This window comes from Kocuria atrinae C3-8 (assembly GCF_000286355.1).
In the GTDB taxonomy this organism is placed as follows: domain Bacteria; phylum Actinomycetota; class Actinomycetes; order Actinomycetales; family Micrococcaceae; genus Kocuria; species Kocuria atrinae_A.
In genome coordinates this window covers 50588-71767 of the sequence record NZ_AJXN01000030.1, presented here as the reverse complement: position 1 = coordinate 71767, position 21180 = coordinate 50588, and the positions used below count along the sequence as shown (strand labels likewise).

The following is a 21180-nucleotide window of genomic DNA, read 5'->3' as shown; positions in this document are numbered from 1 at the left end:
GGCGGAACCACCGGGGGCGCACGGGCGGCGGGGGCGGCGGCACGTACTCCTGGACCGGCGCGGTTTCCACAGGTGTGGGGGAGGGCGTGCGGCTCGGAGTCGGGCTGGGCGTGGGAGACGGTGACTCGGACTCGGTCGCGAAGTCTGCCGGTTCCTGATCGTCCTGGGAATTGGAGAGGCCGGTGAACGCGAGGGCGCTACCCCACGAGCACCAGGAGCGCAGCCAGCCCGAGCACGAGGGGTGCCATGAACCGACGGAGCCCCCCACCGCCTTCGGGATCGCTGGAACCACCGGTTGCTTCCGCAGCCGGTTCGTCAGCACCGAACAAATCGTCTTGGATGGAATTACCCATGCAATGCGTCCCTCGAATCCATGAATTGCCAGAGCAAAGATGGACCGCTTTCTCCCCTGAGCCAATCTGCCTTGACGACTCTAGCGTGTCCGCCGGAAAATCTGCAGTCCCTCGCGGGGTGCTCCCGGACACTAGTTGGAGTTGGAACCGAAGACGATCTCGTCCCAGCTGGGTACAGAAGAGCGCTTGGCCTTGCCGGTGCGACCGCGGGGCCCGGGAGCCCTCTGCGGCTGCTCCTGCGGTTCCTCGTTCTGATGTGCGGGCTCGGTAGAGGCTTCAGCGGCGGCGGATTCCTCGCTTGCTGCCGGGCTAGATTCAGTCGATTCGGACGTCTCGGTCCGGTCCTCCGAATCCAGAGTGGCCACGGATTCCTCCGGGTCAGCGGCCACGGTCAGCTGGGGGCCACGGCCCGCGGTGACGGCCTCGGGCAACGACGGCGACGCCGCCTGGTCCGGTTCCTCAGCGGGAGTTTGGGTCTCTTCGGGTGCCGTGGTGGAATCGTCGACGATCTCGATGCCTTCGTCCTCCTGCAGCGCGCGGTCCTCCGCGACGCGTGCGGCGGCGGGTTGGATGGGCTGATCGAAGAGCGGTGAATCTTCCGGCGCGCCGATGGGGCGCGGCCGATTGTCCACGTGTCCCATGCCGCGGCCGAGGATCTCGGCGAGACGCTCGTCCTCTTCGGTGTCGGAGCCGAGGCGTCGACCACGGCGTGACTGCAGGACGTCCAGCAGCTCATCCGCCTGGCTGGCCTCGCGCTGAAGCTGTTCCACCTGAGCATTGGGAGCGGGCGCGTGGCTCACTGCGGGCGCGGGCACGCCGAGCGGTCCGGATTCATGCGGTTCCTGGCCCAGCGTGGTGGCCCAGTCATTGACCGGACGAACAGTCTGGTTCGCGGGGTTGTAGGTCCACTCCGCGGGTCCGTTGGTGTCATGGGGTGCTTGATCGCGGTCGGACACGTTGAAGGACAACTGCAAGGTCCAGAGCTGATCTTCGCGCTGCCAGGCATCCCAGTCCAGCGAATCCGCTGCCACGCCGGTGTTCTGAGCGCGGTGGCGCACGGTCTGTTCGAGAGTGCGAGGTTCGCCCTCGAACACCGAACGGTAGCGTCGTGGGAAGGACTCGTTCCGGTGACCTTGACTTTGAGCGCTTCGCGCACCATGTGACCACGCTCCGCGAGGATCGGCCACTCGTAACGCTTGACGCGCTCCGGTTCCCACCCCGACTCCGCCACGATGTCTTCCACACTCGCGCCGGCACGGAAACGGGCCTGGATGTCACGGGGACCGAACTGGCCCGTCACACGGCCGCGCGCGGGAGTCTTCTTCCGCGCGTGCTGCACCGCTTGTCGTAACTGCTGATCGATTTTCAGCGAGTAACGCTGGGAATCGGTGGTTTCCACGATCAGGTGTTCGCCGTCATCGTGTATGCCCACCAGGTGCAACTGGTCCATGCTGTCCTTCCTTTACCGGCAAGAAGTAATGCTGTCAGAGAAATTCCTGCCGCTCATGTCGTGCCAGTCTAGTGGTTCAATCGTGGGCCTCGAACCGTTTTCTGCCGGGCCCACCGCATTTTTCGAGGCCTTCCACCGGGGGAGCCATGACCCGCCGAAGACCGGACCGGATGGCCGCCATAAGACTCACATTTCACGCCCAGAGTTTCGGGCTGGATTTTTCGCGGTCGATGGTGAACAATCTACGCGACACGGACCCGGCATTTTTCCCAGAACGTCGGCGTCTTGACACCCACAGCGATCTCGCGAAGACCGGTTGGAGCGGATTCACACATGGCCACAGATTACGACGCGCCGCGTAAGCAAGACGAAGACATCAAGGAAGACTCGATCGAGGAGTTGCAGTCTCGTCGATCGGATCAGCAGTCCGGCAGCGTCGACGAAGATGAAGCTGCAGCGGCCGAAAGCTTTGAGCTCCCCGGTGCAGACCTTTCCAACGAAGAACTCTCCGTGGTGGTTCTCCCCGCCCAGGAAGACGAATTCACGTGCGGTTCGTGCTTCTTGGTGCGCCACCGTTCGCAGCTCGCCGAAGAGCGCGACGGCGTGAAGTTCTGCTTCGAGTGCATGGGCTGATACCCAGTCCCCGAGCACTGACACAGACACATAAATAATCCGGGCGTCACCGTGTGGTGACCGCCCGGATTATTCATTCACGGCGTTACTGCGAGTCTGCAGTGCGTTTGCCATTGATTGCTCGGGCCAATTCCTCGGGGTGCCGAGTGGCAGTGAGCCAGTATGGGGTGGATCCACAGGATCCACGATTTCGATCCGGCACATGTCCGGAACGGACACCCGGAAGTTCATGAAGGCGCGACCGTCGAGCTCCGGGCCGCGAGCCACGCGCACCGCATCTCCGCGCAGCGGTTCGGCTTCTCCCACGAAACGACGTTCGATGTAGGCGCGGCCCACCCGAACGTCCTGATCCGTGACCACGATCCTGGGAGAACCGAGGTGAAGAACCAACGTGATCAAGACCATGACCACGACGGCCGCAATGATTCCCACCACCATGTTGATGGGGGCCAGGGCAATGAAGGTAGCCGCTCCCACGAACAGCACCACGAGCCACATCCACCATGCGACCGTGAGTCGCTCCTGATATTCGACCACGGGCTCGGTCGAAGGGTAGTCGGGGGTTGCCGGCTCGGAGGCCGTGGTGGCGTGCGGATCGTGAGAGGTCATGGTTCCACTTTCCCACAGCTTGCTAGGAGTCTTCCACGTGCATACGACGGCCCAAGGTGCACCGCGTTAGAGTGGTGGACTGTGATTGATGTAGCCGGTGAAACTACCGTGACCGTGGCCCTCAAGATGCTGGATCCTGAGCTGGCACCTCCCTCCTACGCGACCCTCGGAGACGCGGGCGCTGACCTGCGAGCCCGGCACGAAACCGTGCTGGAACCCGGCCAGCGGGCCCTGGTGGACACCGGCGTGGCCCTGGCTATTCCCCACGGCTACGTGGGCTGGTGCACCCCAGATCGGGTCTGGCGACCAAGCACGGACTGACCGTGGTCAATGCCCCCGGCACCGTGGACAGCGGGTATCGCGGTGAGATCAAGGTGTCTCTTCTGAACACCGACCGGTCGGAGACCTACACGGTGAGTCGGGGGGAGCGCATCGCCCAGCTCGTGATCCAGCGAGTGGAGACGGCGCACTTCCAAGCCGTGACGGAATTGCCGGACAGCGAACGTGGTGAAGGTGGCTTCGGTTCCTCGGGAACCCACTGATCCCCGCGCCCGACACACAACGACCAGCACACAGTAAACGGAGCACACATGTTTGGACGTAAGAAGCGCGACAGGGACGCTCAGGCGGACAGCAGCGCCGCGGCCGAGACCGAAGCGCAGGACACGGAAACCCCCGAGGAAGACGCCGCCGCGAAGGCCGATCCGCGCGCCCTGGCCCGTGGGACGAATCCGAGATGAAGGGCGAGCGCTCGGACTACGTGGATCTTGGCTGCATTCTGCTCAAGCCGGTGGCCGGAGTGGCCGTACGCATGGACCTGGACGAACAATCTCAGCGACCGCGCGCCCTGAACATCGACTACAAGGACGGATCGGTCCAGCTTCAGGCGTTCTCGGCTCCCAAGAGTAGTGGCCTGTGGGATGACGTTCGCCGTGAGCTCGCCGAGGGCTTGCGCCGTGACGGTGGCCAGGCCACCGTGCCGAAGGCCCACTGGGCCTGCAGGTCAACGCCAAGTTCAACGCCACCACGGCCTCGGGCGGCCCCGGTTATCGTCTGGCCCGCTTCGTCGGTATCGACGGACCGCGTTGGTTCCTCCGCGCGGTGTACACGGGTGGGGCTGCCATGCCGTCCACGACCGCGGAGGTCCTCGACGACGTCGTTCGTTCCCTGGTGATCGTGCGAGGCCAGGATCCGATGCCCCCGCGCGACCTTTTGCCGTTCAAGGTCCCGGAGAACGCGACGCCCCAGACGCCCGATGGCCAGACCCCGGAGCAGCCCGTCGATGACCCGCAGCCGCCGGTGAGCACACCGCGCCGCGGCCCCGAGATCACCGAAATCGGCTGACCATCGTGGCGACAACCCAGGTCACCGGCGCCATTGACGTGGTGAGCGAATGCGGCGTGGCCGCGCGAGATCTGGACCCTGCAGCGTCGTCCCAGCGGCGAAGAGTCATGGTCGAGGGTGTGGTCACCGAAGTGACTTTTTCCCCGGCGACCGAGGCCCCGCGATACCAGGCCGTGCTCCACGTGCAGAACCGCTCGGGACACGAACCCGGCCGTGGCGACTCCTACGTGAAACTCCTCTGGCACGGTCAGCGCAGCGTTCCCGGCGTGATGGCCGGAACCAAACTACGCTGCGTGGCCGTGGTGTCGTTCACCGATTCTGTGCCCACCATGTACAACCCGCGTTACGAAATCATCACTCCCAAAAGGATCAATCGGTGAGCCACGGAACACCTCCGCCCCCTGAACACCCGGGTGAGCAAGAACCCCAGGACGGGCCCGAGCGGCCGCACTCCATGGAACAGGCCATGGGCGATTACGCCGCGCGTGCGGGTCTGCGCCGCGATGAACACGGCCAGTTGGACGTGTTGCACGCCGTGGGTGGCTGGCGCGGACTGATCGAAGCGGTGCTGCCCGGTCTGATCTTCCTGGTCGTGTTCCTGCTGACGCAGCAACTGGGGATTGCACTGGTGGCGTCCCTGGCGACCGCCGCGGTGTTCGCGGTGCTTCGCTTGGCGCAGCGGCAATCGCTCATGCAGTCGATCACCGGGTTCATCGGGGTGGCCGTGTGCGCGCTGTTCGCCCGCGCCGGCGGTCAGGCGCTCGACTACTACGTACCCGGATTCTTCATCAACATCGCGTGGTTCATCGGATTGTCCATCTCCGCGGCAGTGGGCTGGCCACTGCTGGGCGTGTTCTACGGCTATGTGCGCGGTGAGGGCATGGACTGGCGCAAGGACCGGCAACGCCGCACGGCCTACCAGCGGGCCACGTTGCTGTTGATCGGAATGTTCGCGGCGCGTCTGCTCGTGCAGGTGCCGCTGTACTTCGCGGAGAACGTGGCCGCGCTGGGCGTCACTCGTCTGGTGATGGGCGTTCCGTTGTACGCGTTGGTGCTGTGGCTCGGGTGGATGATGACCCGGCCCGTTCGGGCTGTTCGGTCAGGCCCTCGGTAACCTCCGGGACGTCCTGGGCCGTGGTGAACATGGCTCGCAACTGCTCCTCGCCCTCCGCGGTGGAGATGAAGAACAGCTCGTCCGCGCCTTCCAGCACGTCGTCCCCGGAGGGCGTGATCGGGATACCGTCGCGCAGGATGGCCACCAGAGCCACCTCGGGTGGCCAGGGCACCTGGGACACCATGGATGCCACGACCGGATGCTCGCGGGGCACCGTGTAAGCAGCCAGGGTGGCGCCGCCGGTTTGCAGGCTCAGCAGGCGCACGACGTCGCCCACCTCCACGGCTTCTTCGACCAGGGCCGTCATGAGTCGGGGAGTCGATACGGCCACGTCCACACCCCAGGCCTCGTCGAAGAGCCATTCGTTCTTGGGGTTGTTCACGCGGCCCACGGTGCGGGGAACGCCGAACTCGCTGCGGGCCAACAGCGAGACCACCAGGTTGGCCTTGTCATCACCGGTGGCCGCAACGACCACGTCCGCTTCTTCCGTCTTGGCGCGCTGCAGCACTTCCAGATCGCACGCGTCGCCCACGACCCACTGGGTGCCGCGCAGATTGGACCGACCGATCACGTCCGACGTCGCATCGATCACCACGATCTCGTGGCCGTGGGACACCAGTTCTCGGGCGATCGAGGAGCCGACGGATCCACCGCCCACAACAATGACTCTCATGACCGCTCCCGTCCGTGGCCGCGTTCCTCGGTGGCCGCCAGGGCCACCGCTTCCAGGACGTCGTCCGAGGGTGGCCGGGACAGGATCCTGGCCACATTCTCCACATCTTCCACGCGCATCATGGCGTGCACGATATCTCCCTGTTGGTAGCTGGAATCCGAGGCCGGGAGGATACCCTCACCGAATCGGGTCACGAAGGCGACTCGCACCCCGGCGGCTTCTTCGATGCGGTCCAGGTGCAGACCGGACCAGGACTCGTGCAAGGGAAGTTCCCCCAACTGCAAGCGGCCCGAGGCCTCGCGGAAGTCACCGGTGATCGCGTGTTCCGGCAAGATCCGGCGCAAAACCTGATCCGAACTCCACCGCACGGACGCCACGGTGGGAATGCCCATACGCTGGTAGAACTCCGCGCGGCTGGGATCGTAGATGCGGGCCACCACGTGTTTGACCTTGAAGGTCTCCCGTGCCACCCGGGCCGCAATGATGTTCGAGTTGTCACCGCTGGAGACCGCCGCGAACGCATACGCGTCCTCGATGCCCGCCCGCCGCAAGACGTCCCGGTCGAAACCGTGCCGGTGACCTTCTTGCCACCGAAGGACGGCCGGAGCTTTCGGAAGGCCCGATCGTCCTGGTCGATGACCGCCACCGTGTGGCCGGAATCCTCAAGGGCGTGCGCAATGGAGATCCCCACGCGGCCGACACCCATGATCACAAAATGCGCCATGTCGCACAGCATAATTCTCCGGGCTTCGGGACAAGACCCCCGCGAGGTACTAGCGTGTTGAATCGTGCACCTGTCCCAACTTGCCCGCCGCGTACTCGTGGGGAAACCACTCCACAACGAACGCGCCGGCGGAACCCTACTCCGCAACCGTGCGGCCCTGCCGGTGTTCGCCTCCGACGCGCTGTCGTCCGTGGCCTACGCACCGGACGAAATCGTGCTGACACTCGCGCTCGCCGGTACCGCGGCCATCGCCATCTCACCCTGGGTGGGAATCGTTGTCCTGGTGGTGTTGATCGTTCTGATCACGGCGTACCGCCAAAATGTGCGAGCCTATCCCTCCGGCGGAGCGGACTTCGAGATCGCGTCCAAGAACCTCGGCCGCCCCTCCGGCGCATGGTGGGCGCGGCGCTGTTGGTGGACTACACCTTGGTCGTGGCGGTCTCCATGTCCGCCGCAGCCCAATATGTCGCCTCCGCGGTGCCGTGGTTCGTGGGTCATCAAGCGTGGGTGGCTCTAGGCGGAATTGCCATTGTCGGACTGCTCAATCTGCGCGGCCTCCAGTTCATGGGCCGGGCCTCCACCGTGCCCACCTATGCCTTTGTGGGGGTGGTGCTCATCCTCATCGTGGCGGGGCTGGTGCAGAACCTGACCGGAACACTGGACCGAGCGCCGTCGGCGGACTATGAGGTGTTGCCCGCCGCGGGCATGGACGCCGGGCTCGTGGGCTTGGCGGGAGCGGTGCTGGTGCTGCGCGCGTTCTCCTCCGGTGCGGTGGCCGTGACCGGTGTGGAAACCATCACCAACTCGGTGCCCTATTTCCGCAAGCCCAAGGCTCTCAACGCTGCCCGCACCCTGGCGTACCTGGGCGCGCTGTCTACGGTGTTGCTGCTGGGCGTGCTGTATCTCACCCGCGAGACCCGCGCGGTCGTGGTGATGAACGCGGACGAGCAATTGCTGATCAACGGTCAACGGCCCGGCGAAGAGTTCTTCCAGGTGCCGATCCTCGGTCAGCTCGCACAAACCATCACCGGTGAGGACTCGGTGTGGTTCTACGTGCTCGTGGCCGTCACCGTGGGCGTGCTCTTCATGGCCGCGAATACCGCGTTCTCCGGATTCCCCACGCTAGCTTCGCGACTGGCGAGCGCCGCTCTGCTGCCGCGCCAATTGCAATCGCGCGGCGACCGCTTCGCCTTCACGAACGGCATTGTGCTGCTCTCGATCGTGGCGGCACTGTTCACCGTGATCTTCGAGGCGAACGTCAACAGCCTGATCCAGCTGTACGTGGTGGGCGCATTCTTCGCGTTCACCCTGACCCAGGCCGGCATGGTGCGGCACTGGCGCGCGTGCGACGCACCCGAACCTCCAAAGCCACGACCCGTCAGTTGACCGTGCGCCAGGGTGTGGCGGTGGTGGCCTGATTTTCTGTGCCGCAGTGTTCGTGGTGGTGCTGGCAACCAAGCTCACCCAGGGAGCATGGTTGACGATCGTCGCCATCGCCCTGCTCACGCTGTGGATGCGGGCCATCGGCCACCACTACTCGGCCGTGGATCGGGAACTCGAAGTTGATCCTGATTCCCCGGTGCGCGCGTTGCCGTCCCGGGTGCACGCGTTGATCGTGGTGACCTCCGTGCGCAAGCCCGTGGTGCGTGCCCTGACCTATGCCCGTGCTTCTAGGCCGTCCACCCTGGAGGCGGTGGTCGTGGACACGGACCGGGCCCGCACCGAGGAGGTTCTGCGGCAATGGCAGCGATTGGAATTCCCGGTTCCCATGACCGTTCTCGCGTCCCCGTACCGTGACAGCATCGGCCCGGTCATCTCCCACGTGCGCGGCATCCGCAAGAAATCACCGCGCGACTTGGTGATCGTCTACCTGCCCGAATATGTTGTGGGACGCGGTTGGGAAAGGTTCCTGCACAATCAGGCCATTCGACCGCTCAAGGCACGACTGCACTTCGAACGAGGCGTGATGATCGCCTCCGTTCCCTGGCACCTGGAATCGGTGCGCGAACTACGACTCACGGAGAATCAAGAATGACCGAAGACCAACCCGGCACCGCCCACGAGCTGACGCTCCGACTCACCGGAGTAGCTCACGGAGGGCACATGGTGTCGCGTTCGCCGGAGGGTCGCGTGGTGTTCGTGCGCCACGGCGCGCCCGGGGAGTTGGTCCGCGTGCGCCTCACCGATCATGGTGAGGACGCCAAGTTCTGGCGCGGAGACGTGGTCGAGGTTCTCGAAGCCTCCACCGATCGCCGGGAGCGGCACCCGTGGGCGGCGGCCGATGCGGCGTCGGCAGCCCGTGAGGACCGCCTGCCCGTGGGCGGTGCGGAATTCGGACACCTCACCCTGGAGGCCCAGCGTGAACTCAAGCGCCTGGTGGTAGCCGAGCAACTCGACCACCTGGCCGGTATCGACTGGCGGGGGCGGGTGGCCGCGGTCGAGGATGAAACCTCGGACGGCACCGGCTGGCGCACCCGGCTGCACCTGGACGTCGCCGATGACGGCACCGCGGGTATGTACCCGCATCGCTCCAACGAGCTGATTCCGATCACGGATATGCCGCTGGCCACCCAGTCCATTCAGTCACTGGCCCCGTGGGAGCTCTCCGTGCCCGGAGCCGCCCGATTGGATATCGCCGCGCCGGCCAACGGGAGCCGACCGTTGCTGCACGTCAGTCTGCGTCCGCGCCAGGCTCCGGACACGCTGGCCGAACTGCGCCGCCGCCTGGCCGCGTGGGGGAGCGAGCACAACGTCTCCGTGACCGCGCAGTCTCCGGAAGATCGAGAGATCCAGACGTGGGCCGGCGATCCCGTGGTCCGCGAAACCCTCGATCTGCCCGGCGAAGAGCCGTTGACCTGGCGGGTGAGTCCACCGGGTTCTGGCAGATCCACCGCAATGCCCCGCGCACCCTGGTCGAGGCCGTGCTCGCTGCCGCGCAGATCCGGCCGGGGGAGACCGTGTGGGACCTCTACAGCGGCGCGGGCCTGTTCACGGCCGCCGCGGCTCGCGCCGTGGGGCCGCAGGGTCAGGTTTTCGCCGTGGAGGGCTCCCCGGTGACTTCCGCCGATGCTCGCGTGAACCTGACGGAGTCCGAGCACGTTCGGGTCACCCGAGGAGACGTGGCGCGGATTCTCACGGGGCGCAACCCCGCACGACGCCGCCACGGGGCCTCACGGGGTCAGAAACGCCCGCGGTGCGCGTGCCCAAGCCGGACATCGTGATTCTCGACCCGTCCCGTTCGGGCGCGGCGAAGGAAGTGTTGGCTGCTATCGACGCCGCCGAGCCCCACACCATCGTGTACGTCGCGTGCGATCCGGCAGCCTGGGACGCGACCTCGGTCGGTTGTCGCGCAGGGGGTGGAAGGTGGCCAACATCAAGGCTTTCGACCTGTACCCCAACACGCATCATGTGGAAGCCGTGGCTGTGCTGCGGCGCAATGATTGACCCCGAGCCGAATCTCCCGGTCAGGGTAAGTGGCACAGGCTACACTGTGGGGTGACCGTTCGTGCGCGCCCGGGGTGCTTCTGGCACCCCGTTGACAGCTGCGAACGCATTCAAACGGTGGCGAGAGGAGTTCCACACCATGACTGTGGACAGCTTTGGAGCCAAAGGCGTACTCAACGTCGGCGGCACCGACTATGAAATTTTCCGACTCAATGCACTTGAGGGGGCCAAGAAACTCCCTTACAGCTTGAAAGTTCTGCTCGAGAACCTGCTGCGCACCGAAGACGGTGCCAACGTGACCGAGAAGCACATTGAAGCCCTGGCCAACTGGGATCCCGAAGCCCAGCCGAACACGGAGATTCAGTTCACCCCTGCCCGTGTCATCATGCAGGACTTCACCGGCGTTCCCTGCATCGTGGACCTTGCCACGATGCGCGAAGCCGTTGCGGAACTCGGCGGCGATGCATCCCGCGTGAACCCCTTGGCACCGGCCGAGCTGGTCATCGACACTCCGTGCAGATCGACGCCTTCGGTTCCACGGACGCCATCGAGCGCAACATGGACATCGAATACCAGCGCAACGGCGAGCGTTACCAGTTCCTGCGCTGGGGCCAGACCGCATTCGACGACTTCAAGGTCGTTCCCCCGGGCATGGGTATCGTGCACCAGGTCAACATCGAGAACCTGGCCCGCGTGGTCATGACCCGCGAGGTTGACGGCACCGTTCGTGCTACCCGGACACCTGCGTGGGCACCGACTCCCACACCACCATGGAAAACGGCATTGGCGTGCTGGGTTGGGGCGTTGGCGGTATCGAGGCAGAGGCTGCGATGCTGGGTCAGCCCATCTCCATGCTGATCCCGCGCGTGGTGGGCTTCAAGCTCACCGGCGAAATCCCCTCCGGCGCCACCGCAACCGACGTGGTGTTGACCATCACCGAGATGCTGCGCGAGCACGGTGTGGTGGGCAAGTTCGTGGAGTTCTACGGCGAGGGCGTTGCAGCTGTGCCCCTGGCCAACCGCGCCACCATCGGCAACATGTCTCCCGAGTTCGGTTCGACCGCTGCGATCTTCCCGATCGACGAGGTCACCATGGACTACCTGCGCCTGACAGGCCGTTCCGAGGAGCAGGTCGCACTGGTCGAGGCGTACACCAAGGAACAGGGCATGTGGCACGACCCCTCGGAGGAGATCGCGTTCTCCGAGTACCTCGAGCTGGACCTGTCCACCGTGGTTCCCTCGATCGCCGGCCCCAAGCGCCCGCAGGACCGCATCGAGCTCACCCGCTCCAAGCCGCAGTTCCGCGATGACCTGGTCAACTACGTTGAGGGCCAGGAAATCGTCAAGGACCGCAGCGAGAACGGCACCTCGTTCCCCGCTTCCGATTCCCCGTCGCACGATGCGACCGAGGAGCAGGACGCCGCTGAGCGCCCCCGCGACCACGACGCACAGGATGTTGAAGGCCGCGCCTCCAACCCGGTCAAGGTCAATATGGAAGACGGTCGCGAGTTCGAGCTGGACCACGGTGCCGTGTCGATCGCTTCGATCACCTCGTGCACCAACACCTCCAACCCGTCGGTCATGATGGCTGCTGCCGTGCTGGCACGCAACGCCGTGGCCAAGGGCCTCAAGGCCAAGCCGTGGGTCAAGACCTCCATTGCTCCGGGTTCCAAGGTCGTCACCGACTACTACGAAAAGTCCGGTCTGGTTCCGGATCTGCAGGAGCTCGGCTTCTACATCGTGGGTTACGGCTGCACCACCTGCATCGGTAACTCCGGTCCGCTGGAGCCCGAGATCTCCCAGACCATCCAGGACAACGACCTGGCTGTGACCTCGGTGCTCTCGGGTAACCGTAACTTCGAGGGTCGTATCAACCCGGACGTCAAGATGAACTACCTGGCCTCCCCGCCGCTGGTCATCGCGTACGCCCTGGCCGGCACCATGGACTTCGATTTCGAGAACGAAGCCCTGGGACAGGACTCCGAAGGTAACGACATCTACCTCAAGGACATCTGGCCGAACCCCACCGAGGTCCAGGAGATCATCGATCGTTCGATCGACACCGAAATGTTCACCACCGAATACGGCACCATCTTCGATGGTGATGAGCGTTGGCAGAACCTGGAGACCCCCACCGGCGACGTGTTCGAGTGGGATCCCAACTCCACCTACGTGCGCAAGCCACCGTACTTCGACGGCATGTCCATGGAGACCACCCCGGTCGAGGACATCAAGGGCGCCGCGTGCTCCTGAAGCTGGGCGACTCGGTCACCACCGACCACATCTCGCCGGCAGGTTCCTTCAAGTCGGACACCCCGGCTGGTAAGTACCTGATCGAGAACGGTGTGGAGCGCAAGGACTTCAACTCGTACGGTTCCCGTCGTGGTAACCACGAGGTGATGATCCGCGGTACGTTCGCGAACATCCGTATCAAGAACCAGCTGCTGGACGGCGTGGAGGGTGGCTTCACCCGCGACTTCACGCAGGCAGACGGCCCGCAGTCCACGGTGTACGACGCTTCCGTGAACTACCAGGAAGCCGGCGTTCCGCTGGTGGTCCTGGGCGGCAAGGAATACGGTTCCGGCTCCTCGCGTGACTGGGCCGCCAAGGGCACCTCGCTGCTGGGCGTGCGCGCGGTCATCACCGAGTCCTACGAGCGTATTCACCGCTCCAACCTGATCGGTATGGGCGTGCTGCCGCTGCAGTTCCCCCAGGCGAGTCCGCTGACTCCCTGGGCCTGGACGGCACCGAGACCTTCGACATCGAGGGTGTGACCGCTCTGAACGAGGGCGAGACCCCCAAGACCCTGAAGGTCACCGCCACCAAGGAAGACGGTTCCACCGTGGAGTTCGATGCCGATCTGCGCATCGACACCCCGGGTGAAGCTGACTACTACCGCAACGGCGGCATCCTGCAGTACGTGCTGCGTCAGATCGCCAAGTAAGGCACAGGCAGCCTGAAAAACTCTGCCGGTGGCCCCTCAGGGGGTCACCGGCAGAGTTGTTTAACCAGGTACCTGTGCAGTGCTGTCGGTTATGACGAGTAAGATCGAACGGTACCTCGGGGCAGACCAACAGTGTGCTGTTGACCGACACTGCAACCACCGATCCCGAACTTTCAAAGGCACGGAGAGCACGCATGACGCTTCTGGAGACCATCAAGAGCCCGTCCGATCTGCGAGGACTGGACGCAGCGGCTCTCGAGCAACTGGCTGCGGACATCCGCTCGTTCCTGATCACCCACGTAGCCGCAACGGGCGGTCACTTGGGACCCAACCTGGGTGTCGTGGAACTGACGCTCGCCGTGCACCGTGTCTTCGACTCACCGCGCGACTCCATCGTGTTCGACACCGGTCACCAGTCCTACGTGCACAAACTTCTGACGGGCCGGCAGGACTTCTCCACGCTGCGCCAACAGGCGGCCTGGCCGGTTACCCGGACCGCGGCGAATCCGAACACGACATCGTGGAGTCCTCGCACGCGTCGTCGTCCCTGTCCTGGGCGGACGGGATCTCGCGCGGCTACCAATTGACCGGGCAGGGCGATCGGCACACCGTGGCCGTGATCGGCGACGGCGCGCTCACCGGTGGCATGGCCTGGGAGGCCGTGAACAACATTGCCTCGGACAAGAACCGCAAGGTCGTGATCGTGGTCAACGACAACGGCCGCTCCTACGCGCCCACCGTCGGTGGTTTCGCCAACCGGTTGCAGGAACTGCAGGCCAGCGTGCAGCAGGGCGTTGACGCCGTGCGTACCGACCGCCGCTACGAACAGACCATGGAGAAGGTCAAGGGACTCCTCCAGGAATCCGGGCACCTGGCTCCGCCGTGTACCGGGGCCTGCACGGCATGAAGCAGGGCATCAAGGACGTGGTGGTCCAGCAGGGCATCTTCGAGGACCTGGGCATGAAGTACGTGGGACCCGTTGACGGTCACGATCTGGAGGCCATGGAGCAAGCCCTGAGCAACGCCAAGAATTTTGGTGGGCCGGTCATCGTGCACGCCATGACCGAGAAGGGCCACGGATACCTGCCCGCCCGACTGGACGAGAACGACCAGTTCCACTCCGTGCCGGTGATTGATCCGTCGACCGGCAAACCGACTGCCACTTCCTCCTCGCGCACCTGGACTCACGTGTTCCGCGACGAGATCGCGGCCATCGCGGACGAGCGTGAAGACATCGTGGGAGTCACGGGCGCCATGCTGATTCCCATGGGCCTGCAGAAAATGCAGCTGGCCCACCCGGACCGCGTGGTGGATGTGGGTATTGCCGAACAGCACGCTCTGACCATGGCCGCGGGTATGGCCTTTGGCGGCTTGCACCCCGTGGTGGGTCTCTATGCGACGTTCCTCAACCGCGGATTCGACCAATTGCTCATGGACGTGGCCCTGCACAAGGCCGGCGTGACCGTGGTGTTGGACCGCGCCGGGGTGACCGGACCGGACGGTCCCAGCCACCACGGCATCTGGGATCTCGCGTTGCTCCAGATCATTCCCGGCCTGCACCTGGCCGCGCCGCGCGACGAGGCCACGATGGTCGAAGAGCTGCGCGAAGCGGTGGCCATCGAGGACGCACCGACCGTGGTGCGCTATCCCAAGGGAACCGTGGGAGCGCCGTCGCCGGCGTTGGAGCGGTTGTCGGACGGCGTGGACGTGCTGGTCCGCAACGGCGACCCGACTCAGCCGGACACCGACCATCGTGACGTGCTGATCGTGAGCCTGGGTGCGATGTGCGGCATCAGCCAGGACGTCTCCGAGCGCCTGGCCGCGCACGGCGTGTCCTCCACCGTGGTGGACCCGCGCTGGGTGCTGCCCGTGGCGAAGTCCGTGGTGGAATTGGCCGCACAGCACCGGATCGTGGTGGTCATCGAAGACGGCGTGCGCGCCGGTGGCATCGGATCGCTGATTCGCCAGGAAATGCGCTCGGCCGGAGTGGACACCGCCCTTAACGAGGTGGGCCTGCCCACCGAGTTCCTGGCCCACGCGAGCCGCGAACAAATCCTGGAACAGACCGGACTCACCGCGCAGCGAATTGCTCAGAACACGCTGTCCTCCGTGCTCGGCACCCGGGTTCCCTATGCTCGCCCGGCGGACGGAGAAAGTACGCGCCACCCAGACCAGCCAGATGCGGCGGGTGGATGGCGCGTAGCGGGCAGTCCGACACCCTCGGACCGCCCTGAGTCACGCGTAGGTTCAACCCACGATGATGCGATCGCCCTGAACGCTGACGGGGTACTCGGCCAAACCGCTGGTGGCGGGGCCGCCCTGGACATCACCGGTGGTCATGTCGAACGTGGAACTGTGGCACGGGCACACGTAGCTCTTGTTGGCGGGATTCACCACGCATCCTTCGTGCGGACACACGGGGGAGAAGGCCTTGAACGTGCCCTCGGTGGGCTGTCCGACCACGGCCTGGAGCCCGTCCTTCTCGACCTTGACCGCTTTACCCACCGGGATATCCGAGGTGGCTGCGACGTCCACGGGAGAGGTGGGGGCTTGCGGGGTAGTGGTGTCGCTGGATTCTTGGTCCGAACCGCCGCACGCACTCAGCCCGACCGCGGCAACCGAGGCCAGACCCGCCGCACCCACCACGCGCCGTCGCGTGGGAAAGGCGCTGTTCTCTGCCGGTCCGGACTGCTGATTTCGTTGCGTGCTCAATGGGATCCTTTCGTCGGTCTGACTGGAATCAGTCTAGGATTTCGACCCTGGCAATTTGGTGCGACTGGCCGGTACTCCGTGCGTCAACTGGGGGAGTGCGGCCGAAGATCAGTAGGATGTGTATCAGTCAAGGGGTGCCATGATGGCTGCCTCGAAGGAATGAAAGGAATCAAGATGATCAAGCGTCTCGCTTTTGTCGCCGGTTTCGGTGTTGGTTTTGTCGTGGGTTCCGCCTCGGGCCGTAAGAGCTACGAGTCCCTGCGTGAGACCGCCATCAACACCTGGAACGACCCCAAGGTCCAGGACAAGGTGTCCGAGGGCACCGATTGGGTCAAGGCCGAGGTTCCCGTGGTGGGCGGCAAGCTTGCCGACACCGCGCAGAAGGCTGCCGGCACCGTGTCCGCCAAGGCTCAGGACGGCGCTTCGGTCGTCAAGGACAAGGCGCAGGGCGGCGCCGCATCGGTCAAGGCCAAGGTCGGTTCCAACTCGAACTCGGATCTGCCCAAGCCGGAGACCACCGAGAAGGACGTTGACATGGATGCCGCAGAGCCGGCACCCACCAAGGACGACATGAAGAAGTAATCTTCGTCTGTCACAGACACGTGGCCGCACATCCGGGTGGATGTGCGGCCACGGTCATATCTAAGGCCGGCACCGCCAGCCGAGTCCTGGTGAACGGTCACCTGCCGGACCGTTACGTCACTACTTCTCGGCCGGGCCGGTAGCTGTTGCGGGGTCAGTAGCGGGTGCAGCCTCGGATGTGGGCGGGGCGTCGTCGGGGTGCTTCTCCGCGCGACGCTGGGCTCGCAAGGCACGCCAGGTGCTACCGATGACCGGCGCTACCTGCTCGATCTGCCATTCCCGTACTCCCAATTCCATCAGGCGCTGTGCCACGGCCTCATCAGAGGTGGAGCGTGGCGGCTGCCAGCAGAACCGGCGGAGCAACTCCGGTGTAACCAAGTTCTCGGTGGGCATACCCACGGTTTCCGCGTGCTCGGCCACGGCCGGTTTGATGGCCTTGAGTCTCGCGGCGGCCTCCGGGCGCTTGGTGTCCCAGCTTGACGGGCGGAAGGGCGTCCGAGGGAACGTTGTGGGGCACGGGCTCTTCCGTGAGTCGGGCCTCCTGCACCGCCGTCAGCCAGCGCGGAGCCTCTCGGGACGCTGAGCGGCCGTGGAATCCAGGGGTCGCCAGCAGTTGCGGGACCGTGCGGGGCATCGCGTTGGCTGCAGCGATGATGGCTGAATCCGGCAGGAGTCGGCTGGGGGAGAGGTCCTTGTGCTTGGCCAGGTTCTCGCGCGCCGTCCATAGGTTTCGCACGGCGGTGAGCTTGCGGCGCCCGCGTACGTTGCCGATCCCGTGAGTACGGCGCCACGGATCCTTGCGGGGAGGCGGAGCCGGCGCTGTACGGACGGCCTCGAACTCTTGCCGGGCCCAGTCGAGCTTCCCGGCTTCGGCCAGTCGTTCTTCCGTGGCCCAGCGCAGCTGAACCAGAACTTCGACGTCCAGGGCCGCGTAGTTGAGCCAGTCCTGGGGCAGGGGCCGTTTGGACCAGTCCACGGCCGAGTGTTCCTTGGACATCGTGAACCCGAGTAGTTCCTCGGTCATCGAGGCCAGCCCCACCTTGCGCAGTCCGAGCAGTCGGCCACCCAGCTCCGTGTCGAACAGGAGGTCGGGAGTCATGTCCAGGTCACGCAAGCACGGCATGTCTTGTGTCGCGGCGTGCAGCACCCATTCGACGCCGCTCAGGGCCTCGTTCACGCTGGCCAGTGATCCCACGGCCTCGGGGTCGATCAGGATGGTGCCGGCACCTTCGCGGCGGATCTGGACCAGAAACGCACGCTGGCCGAACCGGAATCCTGAGGCTCGTTCGGTGTCGATCGCCACGGGACCGGTTGCCTCCGCGAGCTGCTCCGCCGCGCGTGCCAGACCGCGTGCCGTATCCACCACACGGGGAATGCCCTCGGCGGGCCCGTGCAGGTGAACGGTGGCCGGGACATGGAAGTCCTCGAACCCCTCGACCACCACTTCGGTGGTCTGAGGCTTCTGCGGCGGCCTGGGAGATTGATCACTCACGGTGCTAATGAAAATTCCTGACAAATGGATCGATAACTGTTGTACCTACCGTACTGCCACTGAACCCATCAGTAGGTGTGATCCACTACAAATACGTCACACCTTCGCTGAACGGGGGAAGTCCCGTGGCGGTGCACAGTAATTCTGACCAGGCTTCCACGTGCGCGGCCGCCCAGTTCTGCGGTTCGTACTCGGTCAGAGGTGTCCAGGAGGCGCGGACTTCGATCTCCACGCTGTCGGTGTTTTCGCGCAGGGAACCGAATCCCTTCTCCATGGTCCGGGAGGCGGTTCCGCCCTCGGCCATGTAACGAGCGCCGCTCTCGTCCAGTGCGTCGGTGAGCCAGGTCCAGCTGACATCGGTGAGCAATTCGTCGCGGCCGATCTCCAAGTCCATGTGGGCTCGGAACCAGCTGACGATGCGGAAAGCCCCACCCCACGGTTCGGGCCGTGAAGGGTCGTACAACATGACGAACCTGCCGTGGTGGGCGCCTGCGTCTGTTCGTGGTTGCGCATGGTGCGCAGGGTGCGGCGTTGAATCCGGCCCACCTCTGCCGCGATGGAAATCGCGTGGGGTGCCAAGCCGTTGGGCGGTGCGATCTGGGCCAGGGAGACCTCCGGGCGAGTGCGTGCACGACCGAGAGATCGCACTGCCGTGCGAAATTCCTCCGGGGTGCTGTTCAGCTCGCTTACCGCGCTCACAAGGCTCACATTAGCCAGTGAGTCGGTGGGGGTGAGGGGAGCCACGCCGTGAGAAAAGTCCACGACTTCACTGGGCAACCAGTGACCGATCAGTAGCTTGGGCGGCCTCTATTCGCCCTGTTCGTCCGGGACCAACCGCATGGACACGGAGTTGATGCAATACCGCAGGTCGGTGGGGGTGTTGAATCCCTCACCCTCGAAAACGTGGCCCATGTGGGAATCGCACGCCGCGCAGCGAACCTCAACGCGCTTCATGCCCATCGAGGTGTCTTCGATGTAGCGCACACGATCCTCGGCCAGCGGCTCGAAGAACGAGGGCCAGCCGCAGTTCGAGTGGAACTTGGTGGTGGAACGGAACAGCTCGGCGCCACACGCGCGACATTCGTACACACCCGTGGTTTCCGTATCCACGTACTCGCCGGTGAACGGGCGCTCCGTGCCGCCTTGACGCAGCACCTGGTATTCGGTGGGGGACAGCATTTCGCGCCACTGGGCGTCGGTGCGGGCAGCGGACTGCGCGGAGACCGACTCGTTGGTGGAGTTCTCAGACATTACTTCTCCGTTTCGTAGTTGGCTTCTTGATCGCCAGCTGTCCAGCCGGCGTGGAAGATCGGGCCACTGGTACAACAGTTCATCGCGCTCTAATATGCCCGCCGGTGGTGTCCAGGGTGGACATGTCAGAATGACGATATGGCTTCGCTTTTGACTCCCGCCGGAGACGCCCCCGCCCGTTCGTGGCGCCACGGTGCCATCGTGGGTGCCACGGCCAGCATTGGTGCGGCGTCGGCAACGTTTGCCCTGTCCAGTGGGTTGGCGGCGCTCATCGCGCGCCAAGTGGTGGTGCCACCCAAGGTCGGGGGAAAGCTCACTGTCCTGAAGCTCGAAAATGACCCGAATTCCGGTCAGCCGCTCATCACACTTCCCGCCAACACGGACACTCGCGCCGCCGGTACCTACGCCCTGCGCTTCGACGAGGGCCAGAGCATGGCACGCATCGGTTTCGTGGTGCGGCAGAACCACAACACGGTGACCCGGCTGGTCGAACGGGTCTACCGGGGCGAGTTGGAAGAGGGGAAGAAGGGTTGGTGGACCGGCACGGTCTACGCCCGCCCGGGAGATGCTGGATTCGCGTTCGAGAAGGTGGACGTGGCCACGGAACTCGGTCCTGCGCCCGCGTGGGTGATTCCAGCGGACGGCAATACCGACCGGAAACGGCACGAGGGGGTCTGGGCGGTCATGGTGCACGGTCGCGGTGCGCAGCGCATGGAGTGTATTCGCGGTGTCCGAGTGGCCCAGGAACTCGGCCTGCACAGCTTGATCGTCTCCTACCGCAATGACCGCGAGGCTCCTGCCACCCAGGACAACCGCTACGGGCTGGGCTTCACGGAATGGGAAGACGTCGAGGCCGGCATCGAGTACGCCTTGTCTCGTGGTGCCAAGGACATCGTGCTGTTCGGCTGGTCCATGGGTGGTGCCATTGTGCTCCGCACCCTGGAACTCACCCAGTACCGCAACAAGGTCCGCGCGGTGGTGCTGGACGGGCCGGTCGTGGATTGGTTCGAGCTGGTGGCGCACCAGGCCAAGATCCACCGGATTCCGCGGCGCATCGGCCGCATGGCCACGGACCTGATTTCCCATCGACTGGGTCCCAAGATCACCGGCCTGGCGGCACCCCTCGATCTGCACGCGCTGGACTGGTTGTCCCGCTGGGAGGACATCACCACGCCCACGCTCATCCTGCACTCCACGGATGACGAGGTGGTCCCGGTCGAGGGTTCCGTTCACTTGGCAGAGCTCAGCCCGTTCGTGGACTTCGTGGGTTTCGCCGGCGCCCGGCACACCAAGGAATGGAACATCGACCGCAAGCGCTGGGAACGCGCCGTGCGCGAGTGGCTGCCCACCAAGCTCAAGCGGCCAGCGGTGCGTACCGCCCGCCCGTCAGCCTGAGCAGGTCCGCGGGGGACAATTCGACGTCCAGTCCGCGCTGCCCGCCGGAGACCAAGACGGTCGGCAGGTCCCGCGCGGATTCATCCAGCAGCGTGGGAGACGGGGTTTTCTGCCCCAACGGTGAGATGCCACCCACCACGTAGCCGGTGCGGGTTTGAGCCGCCGACGCCGCTGCGAGACTCGCCTTCTTCCACCCCAGTTCCCGGGCGGTCGCCTTCAGATCCACTGTGGAACTGACCGGGACCATCACCGTGGCCCAGTTCTTCTCGTGCGTGACCATGATGGTTTTGAACACGCACGCAGGATCTTTGCCCAGAGCCTGCGCGGCTTCCAAACCAAACGATTCCGCGCGCGGATCATGCTGGTAAGGCAGGGCCGTATAGCAACCCCGGCGGCGTCGAGCATCGCAAGCGCCGCCGTAGCAGCGTGCGATGCCCGAGCCCGGGCGTTTTCGAGCCATG

Annotated in this window: 20 protein-coding genes and 8 pseudogenes; 16 read left to right on the top strand and 12 right to left on the bottom strand. The window is 65.0% G+C overall.

What is annotated here, in order from left to right; all coding sequences use genetic code 11:
• Positions 1-197: 197 nt before the first annotated feature.
• From YO9_RS16810 to sepH (YO9_RS19690), 3 genes and pseudogenes are all read right to left on the bottom strand, one after another.
• Positions 198-353, bottom strand: coding sequence for a hypothetical protein (locus tag YO9_RS16810; RefSeq protein ID WP_016996424.1), 156 nt, complete (start codon positions 351-353; stop codon positions 198-200).
• A 131-nt stretch (positions 354-484) separates the two neighbouring features.
• On the bottom strand, positions 485-1447 hold the full coding sequence (gene sepH / locus YO9_RS0104455; protein WP_016996423.1) for a septation protein SepH: 963 nt from the start codon (positions 1445-1447) through the stop codon (positions 485-487).
• Positions 1448-1530: 83 nt separating this feature from the next.
• Positions 1531-1803 (bottom strand): annotated as a pseudogene (gene sepH / locus YO9_RS19690) (septation protein SepH); the annotation flags it as partial.
• Positions 1804-2136: 333 nt separating this feature from the next.
• Between sepH (YO9_RS19690) and YO9_RS0104450 the strand changes: the two are divergent.
• Complete coding sequence (locus tag YO9_RS0104450; protein ID WP_016996421.1) at positions 2137-2436, top strand: DUF4193 domain-containing protein; 300 nt, start codon at positions 2137-2139, stop codon at positions 2434-2436.
• 69 nt (positions 2437-2505) lie between these two features.
• Here the strand turns inward: YO9_RS0104450 and YO9_RS0104445 are convergent, their stop codons facing one another.
• Positions 2506-3045 (bottom strand): DUF3093 domain-containing protein, encoded by a 540-nt coding sequence (locus YO9_RS0104445; RefSeq protein WP_223286098.1) that lies wholly within the window; start codon positions 3043-3045, stop codon positions 2506-2508.
• A gap of 126 nt (positions 3046-3171) precedes the next feature.
• Between YO9_RS0104445 and dut the strand changes: the two are divergent.
• The 6 genes and pseudogenes from dut (at position 3172) to YO9_RS16800 (ending at position 5503) form a co-directional block, all read left to right on the top strand.
• Positions 3172-3587 (top strand): annotated as a pseudogene (gene dut, locus YO9_RS0104440) (dUTP diphosphatase).
• Positions 3588-3635: 48 nt separating this feature from the next.
• Entirely contained in the window at positions 3636-3785 is a 150-nt protein-coding gene (locus tag YO9_RS16805) for a hypothetical protein (RefSeq protein ID WP_223286097.1), read from the top strand.
• Positions 3782-4230 (top strand): annotated as a pseudogene (locus tag YO9_RS21360) (DUF3710 domain-containing protein); the annotation flags it as partial. The gene YO9_RS16805 and the pseudogene YO9_RS21360, both read left to right, overlap by 4 nt.
• Positions 4231-4239: 9 nt before the next feature.
• Positions 4240-4389 (top strand): hypothetical protein, encoded by a 150-nt coding sequence (locus YO9_RS19675; RefSeq protein ID WP_262925580.1) that lies wholly within the window; start codon positions 4240-4242, stop codon positions 4387-4389.
• Between the two features lie 5 nt (positions 4390-4394).
• Positions 4395-4769, top strand: a complete 375-nt coding sequence (locus YO9_RS0104430) for a single stranded DNA-binding domain-containing protein (RefSeq protein WP_016996417.1) — start codon at positions 4395-4397, stop codon at positions 4767-4769.
• Positions 4766-5503, top strand: coding sequence for a DUF3159 domain-containing protein (locus YO9_RS16800; protein WP_223286096.1), 738 nt, complete (start codon positions 4766-4768; stop codon positions 5501-5503). Before YO9_RS0104430 ends, YO9_RS16800 begins: the two co-directional genes overlap by 4 nt.
• Here the strand turns inward: YO9_RS16800 and YO9_RS0104420 are convergent.
• Together YO9_RS0104420 and YO9_RS0104415 are read right to left on the bottom strand one after the other, a co-directional pair.
• Positions 5403-6176 carry a potassium channel family protein gene (locus YO9_RS0104420; protein WP_031272664.1) on the bottom strand — a complete coding sequence of 258 codons (774 nt, stop codon included), beginning with the start codon at positions 6174-6176 and terminating at the stop codon, positions 5403-5405. The genes YO9_RS16800 and YO9_RS0104420 overlap by 101 nt on opposite strands.
• Positions 6173-6900, bottom strand: a pseudogene (locus YO9_RS0104415) (potassium channel family protein). The gene YO9_RS0104420 and the pseudogene YO9_RS0104415 overlap by 4 nt, the downstream one beginning before the upstream one ends.
• 64 nt (positions 6901-6964) lie before the next feature.
• On the opposite strand from YO9_RS0104415, the gene YO9_RS16795 reads away from it, so the two are divergent.
• The 8 genes and pseudogenes from YO9_RS16795 to dxs all read left to right on the top strand — a co-directional run.
• Positions 6965-7417 (top strand): hypothetical protein, encoded by a 453-nt coding sequence (locus YO9_RS16795; protein WP_223286095.1) that lies wholly within the window; start codon positions 6965-6967, stop codon positions 7415-7417.
• Entirely contained in the window at positions 7345-8286 is a 942-nt protein-coding gene (locus YO9_RS16790) for an APC family permease (RefSeq protein WP_262925579.1), read from the top strand. The genes YO9_RS16795 and YO9_RS16790 overlap by 73 nt, the downstream gene beginning before the upstream one ends.
• A 52-nt stretch (positions 8287-8338) precedes the next feature.
• Positions 8339-8935 (top strand): hypothetical protein, encoded by a 597-nt coding sequence (locus tag YO9_RS16785; RefSeq protein ID WP_223286094.1) that lies wholly within the window; start codon positions 8339-8341, stop codon positions 8933-8935.
• A complete protein-coding gene (locus YO9_RS0104405; protein ID WP_223286093.1) occupies positions 8932-9957 on the top strand; it encodes a TRAM domain-containing protein in 1026 nt (341 codons plus the stop codon). The genes YO9_RS16785 and YO9_RS0104405 overlap by 4 nt, the downstream gene beginning before the upstream one ends.
• Positions 9858-10121: a hypothetical protein gene (locus YO9_RS16780; protein WP_262925578.1), complete on the top strand. Its 264-nt coding sequence runs from the start codon at positions 9858-9860 to the stop codon at positions 10119-10121. Before YO9_RS0104405 ends, YO9_RS16780 begins: the two co-directional genes overlap by 100 nt.
• Positions 10122-10206: 85 nt before the next feature.
• Positions 10207-10344: a hypothetical protein gene (locus YO9_RS16775; RefSeq protein WP_016996414.1), complete on the top strand. Its 138-nt coding sequence runs from the start codon at positions 10207-10209 to the stop codon at positions 10342-10344.
• A gap of 139 nt (positions 10345-10483) precedes the next feature.
• Positions 10484-13287, top strand: a pseudogene (gene acnA / locus YO9_RS0104400) (aconitate hydratase AcnA).
• A gap of 194 nt (positions 13288-13481) precedes the next feature.
• Positions 13482-15456: pseudogene (gene dxs / locus YO9_RS0104395) on the top strand (1-deoxy-D-xylulose-5-phosphate synthase); the annotation flags it as partial.
• Between the two features lie 78 nt (positions 15457-15534).
• Here the strand turns inward: dxs and YO9_RS16770 are convergent.
• From YO9_RS16770 to msrB, 5 genes and pseudogenes are all read right to left on the bottom strand, one after another.
• On the bottom strand, positions 15535-15792 hold the full coding sequence (locus YO9_RS16770; RefSeq protein ID WP_262925581.1) for a QcrA and Rieske domain-containing protein: 258 nt from the start codon (positions 15790-15792) through the stop codon (positions 15535-15537).
• A gap of 909 nt (positions 15793-16701) precedes the next feature.
• A pseudogene (locus YO9_RS0104390) lies at positions 16702-18022 on the bottom strand (HRDC domain-containing protein).
• A gap of 136 nt (positions 18023-18158) precedes the next feature.
• Positions 18159-18539 (bottom strand): DUF3000 family protein, encoded by a 381-nt coding sequence (locus tag YO9_RS19670; protein ID WP_016996412.1) that lies wholly within the window; start codon positions 18537-18539, stop codon positions 18159-18161.
• A gap of 107 nt (positions 18540-18646) precedes the next feature.
• Positions 18647-18721: pseudogene (locus YO9_RS19665) on the bottom strand (hypothetical protein); the annotation flags it as partial.
• Positions 18722-18880: 159 nt separating this feature from the next.
• A complete protein-coding gene (gene msrB / locus YO9_RS0104380) occupies positions 18881-19324 on the bottom strand; it encodes a peptide-methionine (R)-S-oxide reductase MsrB (protein ID WP_016996411.1) in 444 nt (147 codons plus the stop codon).
• Positions 19325-19462: 138 nt separating this feature from the next.
• Here msrB and YO9_RS0104375 point away from each other — a divergent pair, with 138 nt between their 5' ends.
• Positions 19463-20719 carry an alpha/beta hydrolase family protein gene (locus YO9_RS0104375; RefSeq protein WP_016996410.1) on the top strand — a complete coding sequence of 419 codons (1257 nt, stop codon included), beginning with the start codon at positions 19463-19465 and terminating at the stop codon, positions 20717-20719.
• On the opposite strand, the gene YO9_RS0104370 is transcribed toward YO9_RS0104375, so the two are convergent.
• Entirely contained in the window at positions 20679-21014 is a 336-nt protein-coding gene (locus tag YO9_RS0104370) for a YbaK/EbsC family protein (RefSeq protein WP_317259745.1), read from the bottom strand. The two genes, YO9_RS0104375 and YO9_RS0104370, sit on opposite strands and share 41 nt — an antisense overlap.
• Between the last annotated feature and the right edge of the window lie 166 nt (positions 21015-21180).

What these genes read in the sequence shown, in the direction of transcription:
- YO9_RS16790 (WP_262925579.1), top strand. Translation starts at nt 7,345, where the DNA reads ATGTCCGCCGCAGCCCAATATGTCGCCTCCGCGGTGCCGTGGTTCGTG.
- YO9_RS0104450 (WP_016996421.1), top strand. Translation starts at nt 2,137, where the DNA reads ATGGCCACAGATTACGACGCGCCGCGTAAGCAAGACGAAGACATCAAG.
- msrB (WP_016996411.1), bottom strand. Translation starts at nt 19,324, where the DNA reads ATGTCTGAGAACTCCACCAACGAGTCGGTCTCCGCGCAGTCCGCTGCC.
- YO9_RS0104420 (WP_031272664.1), bottom strand. Translation starts at nt 6,176, where the DNA reads ATGAGAGTCATTGTTGTGGGCGGTGGATCCGTCGGCTCCTCGATCGCC.
- YO9_RS19675 (WP_262925580.1), top strand. Translation starts at nt 4,240, where the DNA reads ATGCCCCCGCGCGACCTTTTGCCGTTCAAGGTCCCGGAGAACGCGACG.
- YO9_RS0104445 (WP_223286098.1), bottom strand. Translation starts at nt 3,045, where the DNA reads ATGACCTCTCACGATCCGCACGCCACCACGGCCTCCGAGCCGGCAACC.
- YO9_RS0104375 (WP_016996410.1), top strand. Translation starts at nt 19,463, where the DNA reads ATGGCTTCGCTTTTGACTCCCGCCGGAGACGCCCCCGCCCGTTCGTGG.
- YO9_RS16810 (WP_016996424.1), bottom strand. Translation starts at nt 353, where the DNA reads ATGGGTAATTCCATCCAAGACGATTTGTTCGGTGCTGACGAACCGGCT.
- YO9_RS16805 (WP_223286097.1), top strand. Translation starts at nt 3,636, where the DNA reads ATGTTTGGACGTAAGAAGCGCGACAGGGACGCTCAGGCGGACAGCAGC.
- YO9_RS19670 (WP_016996412.1), bottom strand. Translation starts at nt 18,539, where the DNA reads ATGTTGTACGACCCTTCACGGCCCGAACCGTGGGGTGGGGCTTTCCGC.
- YO9_RS0104405 (WP_223286093.1), top strand. Translation starts at nt 8,932, where the DNA reads ATGACCGAAGACCAACCCGGCACCGCCCACGAGCTGACGCTCCGACTC.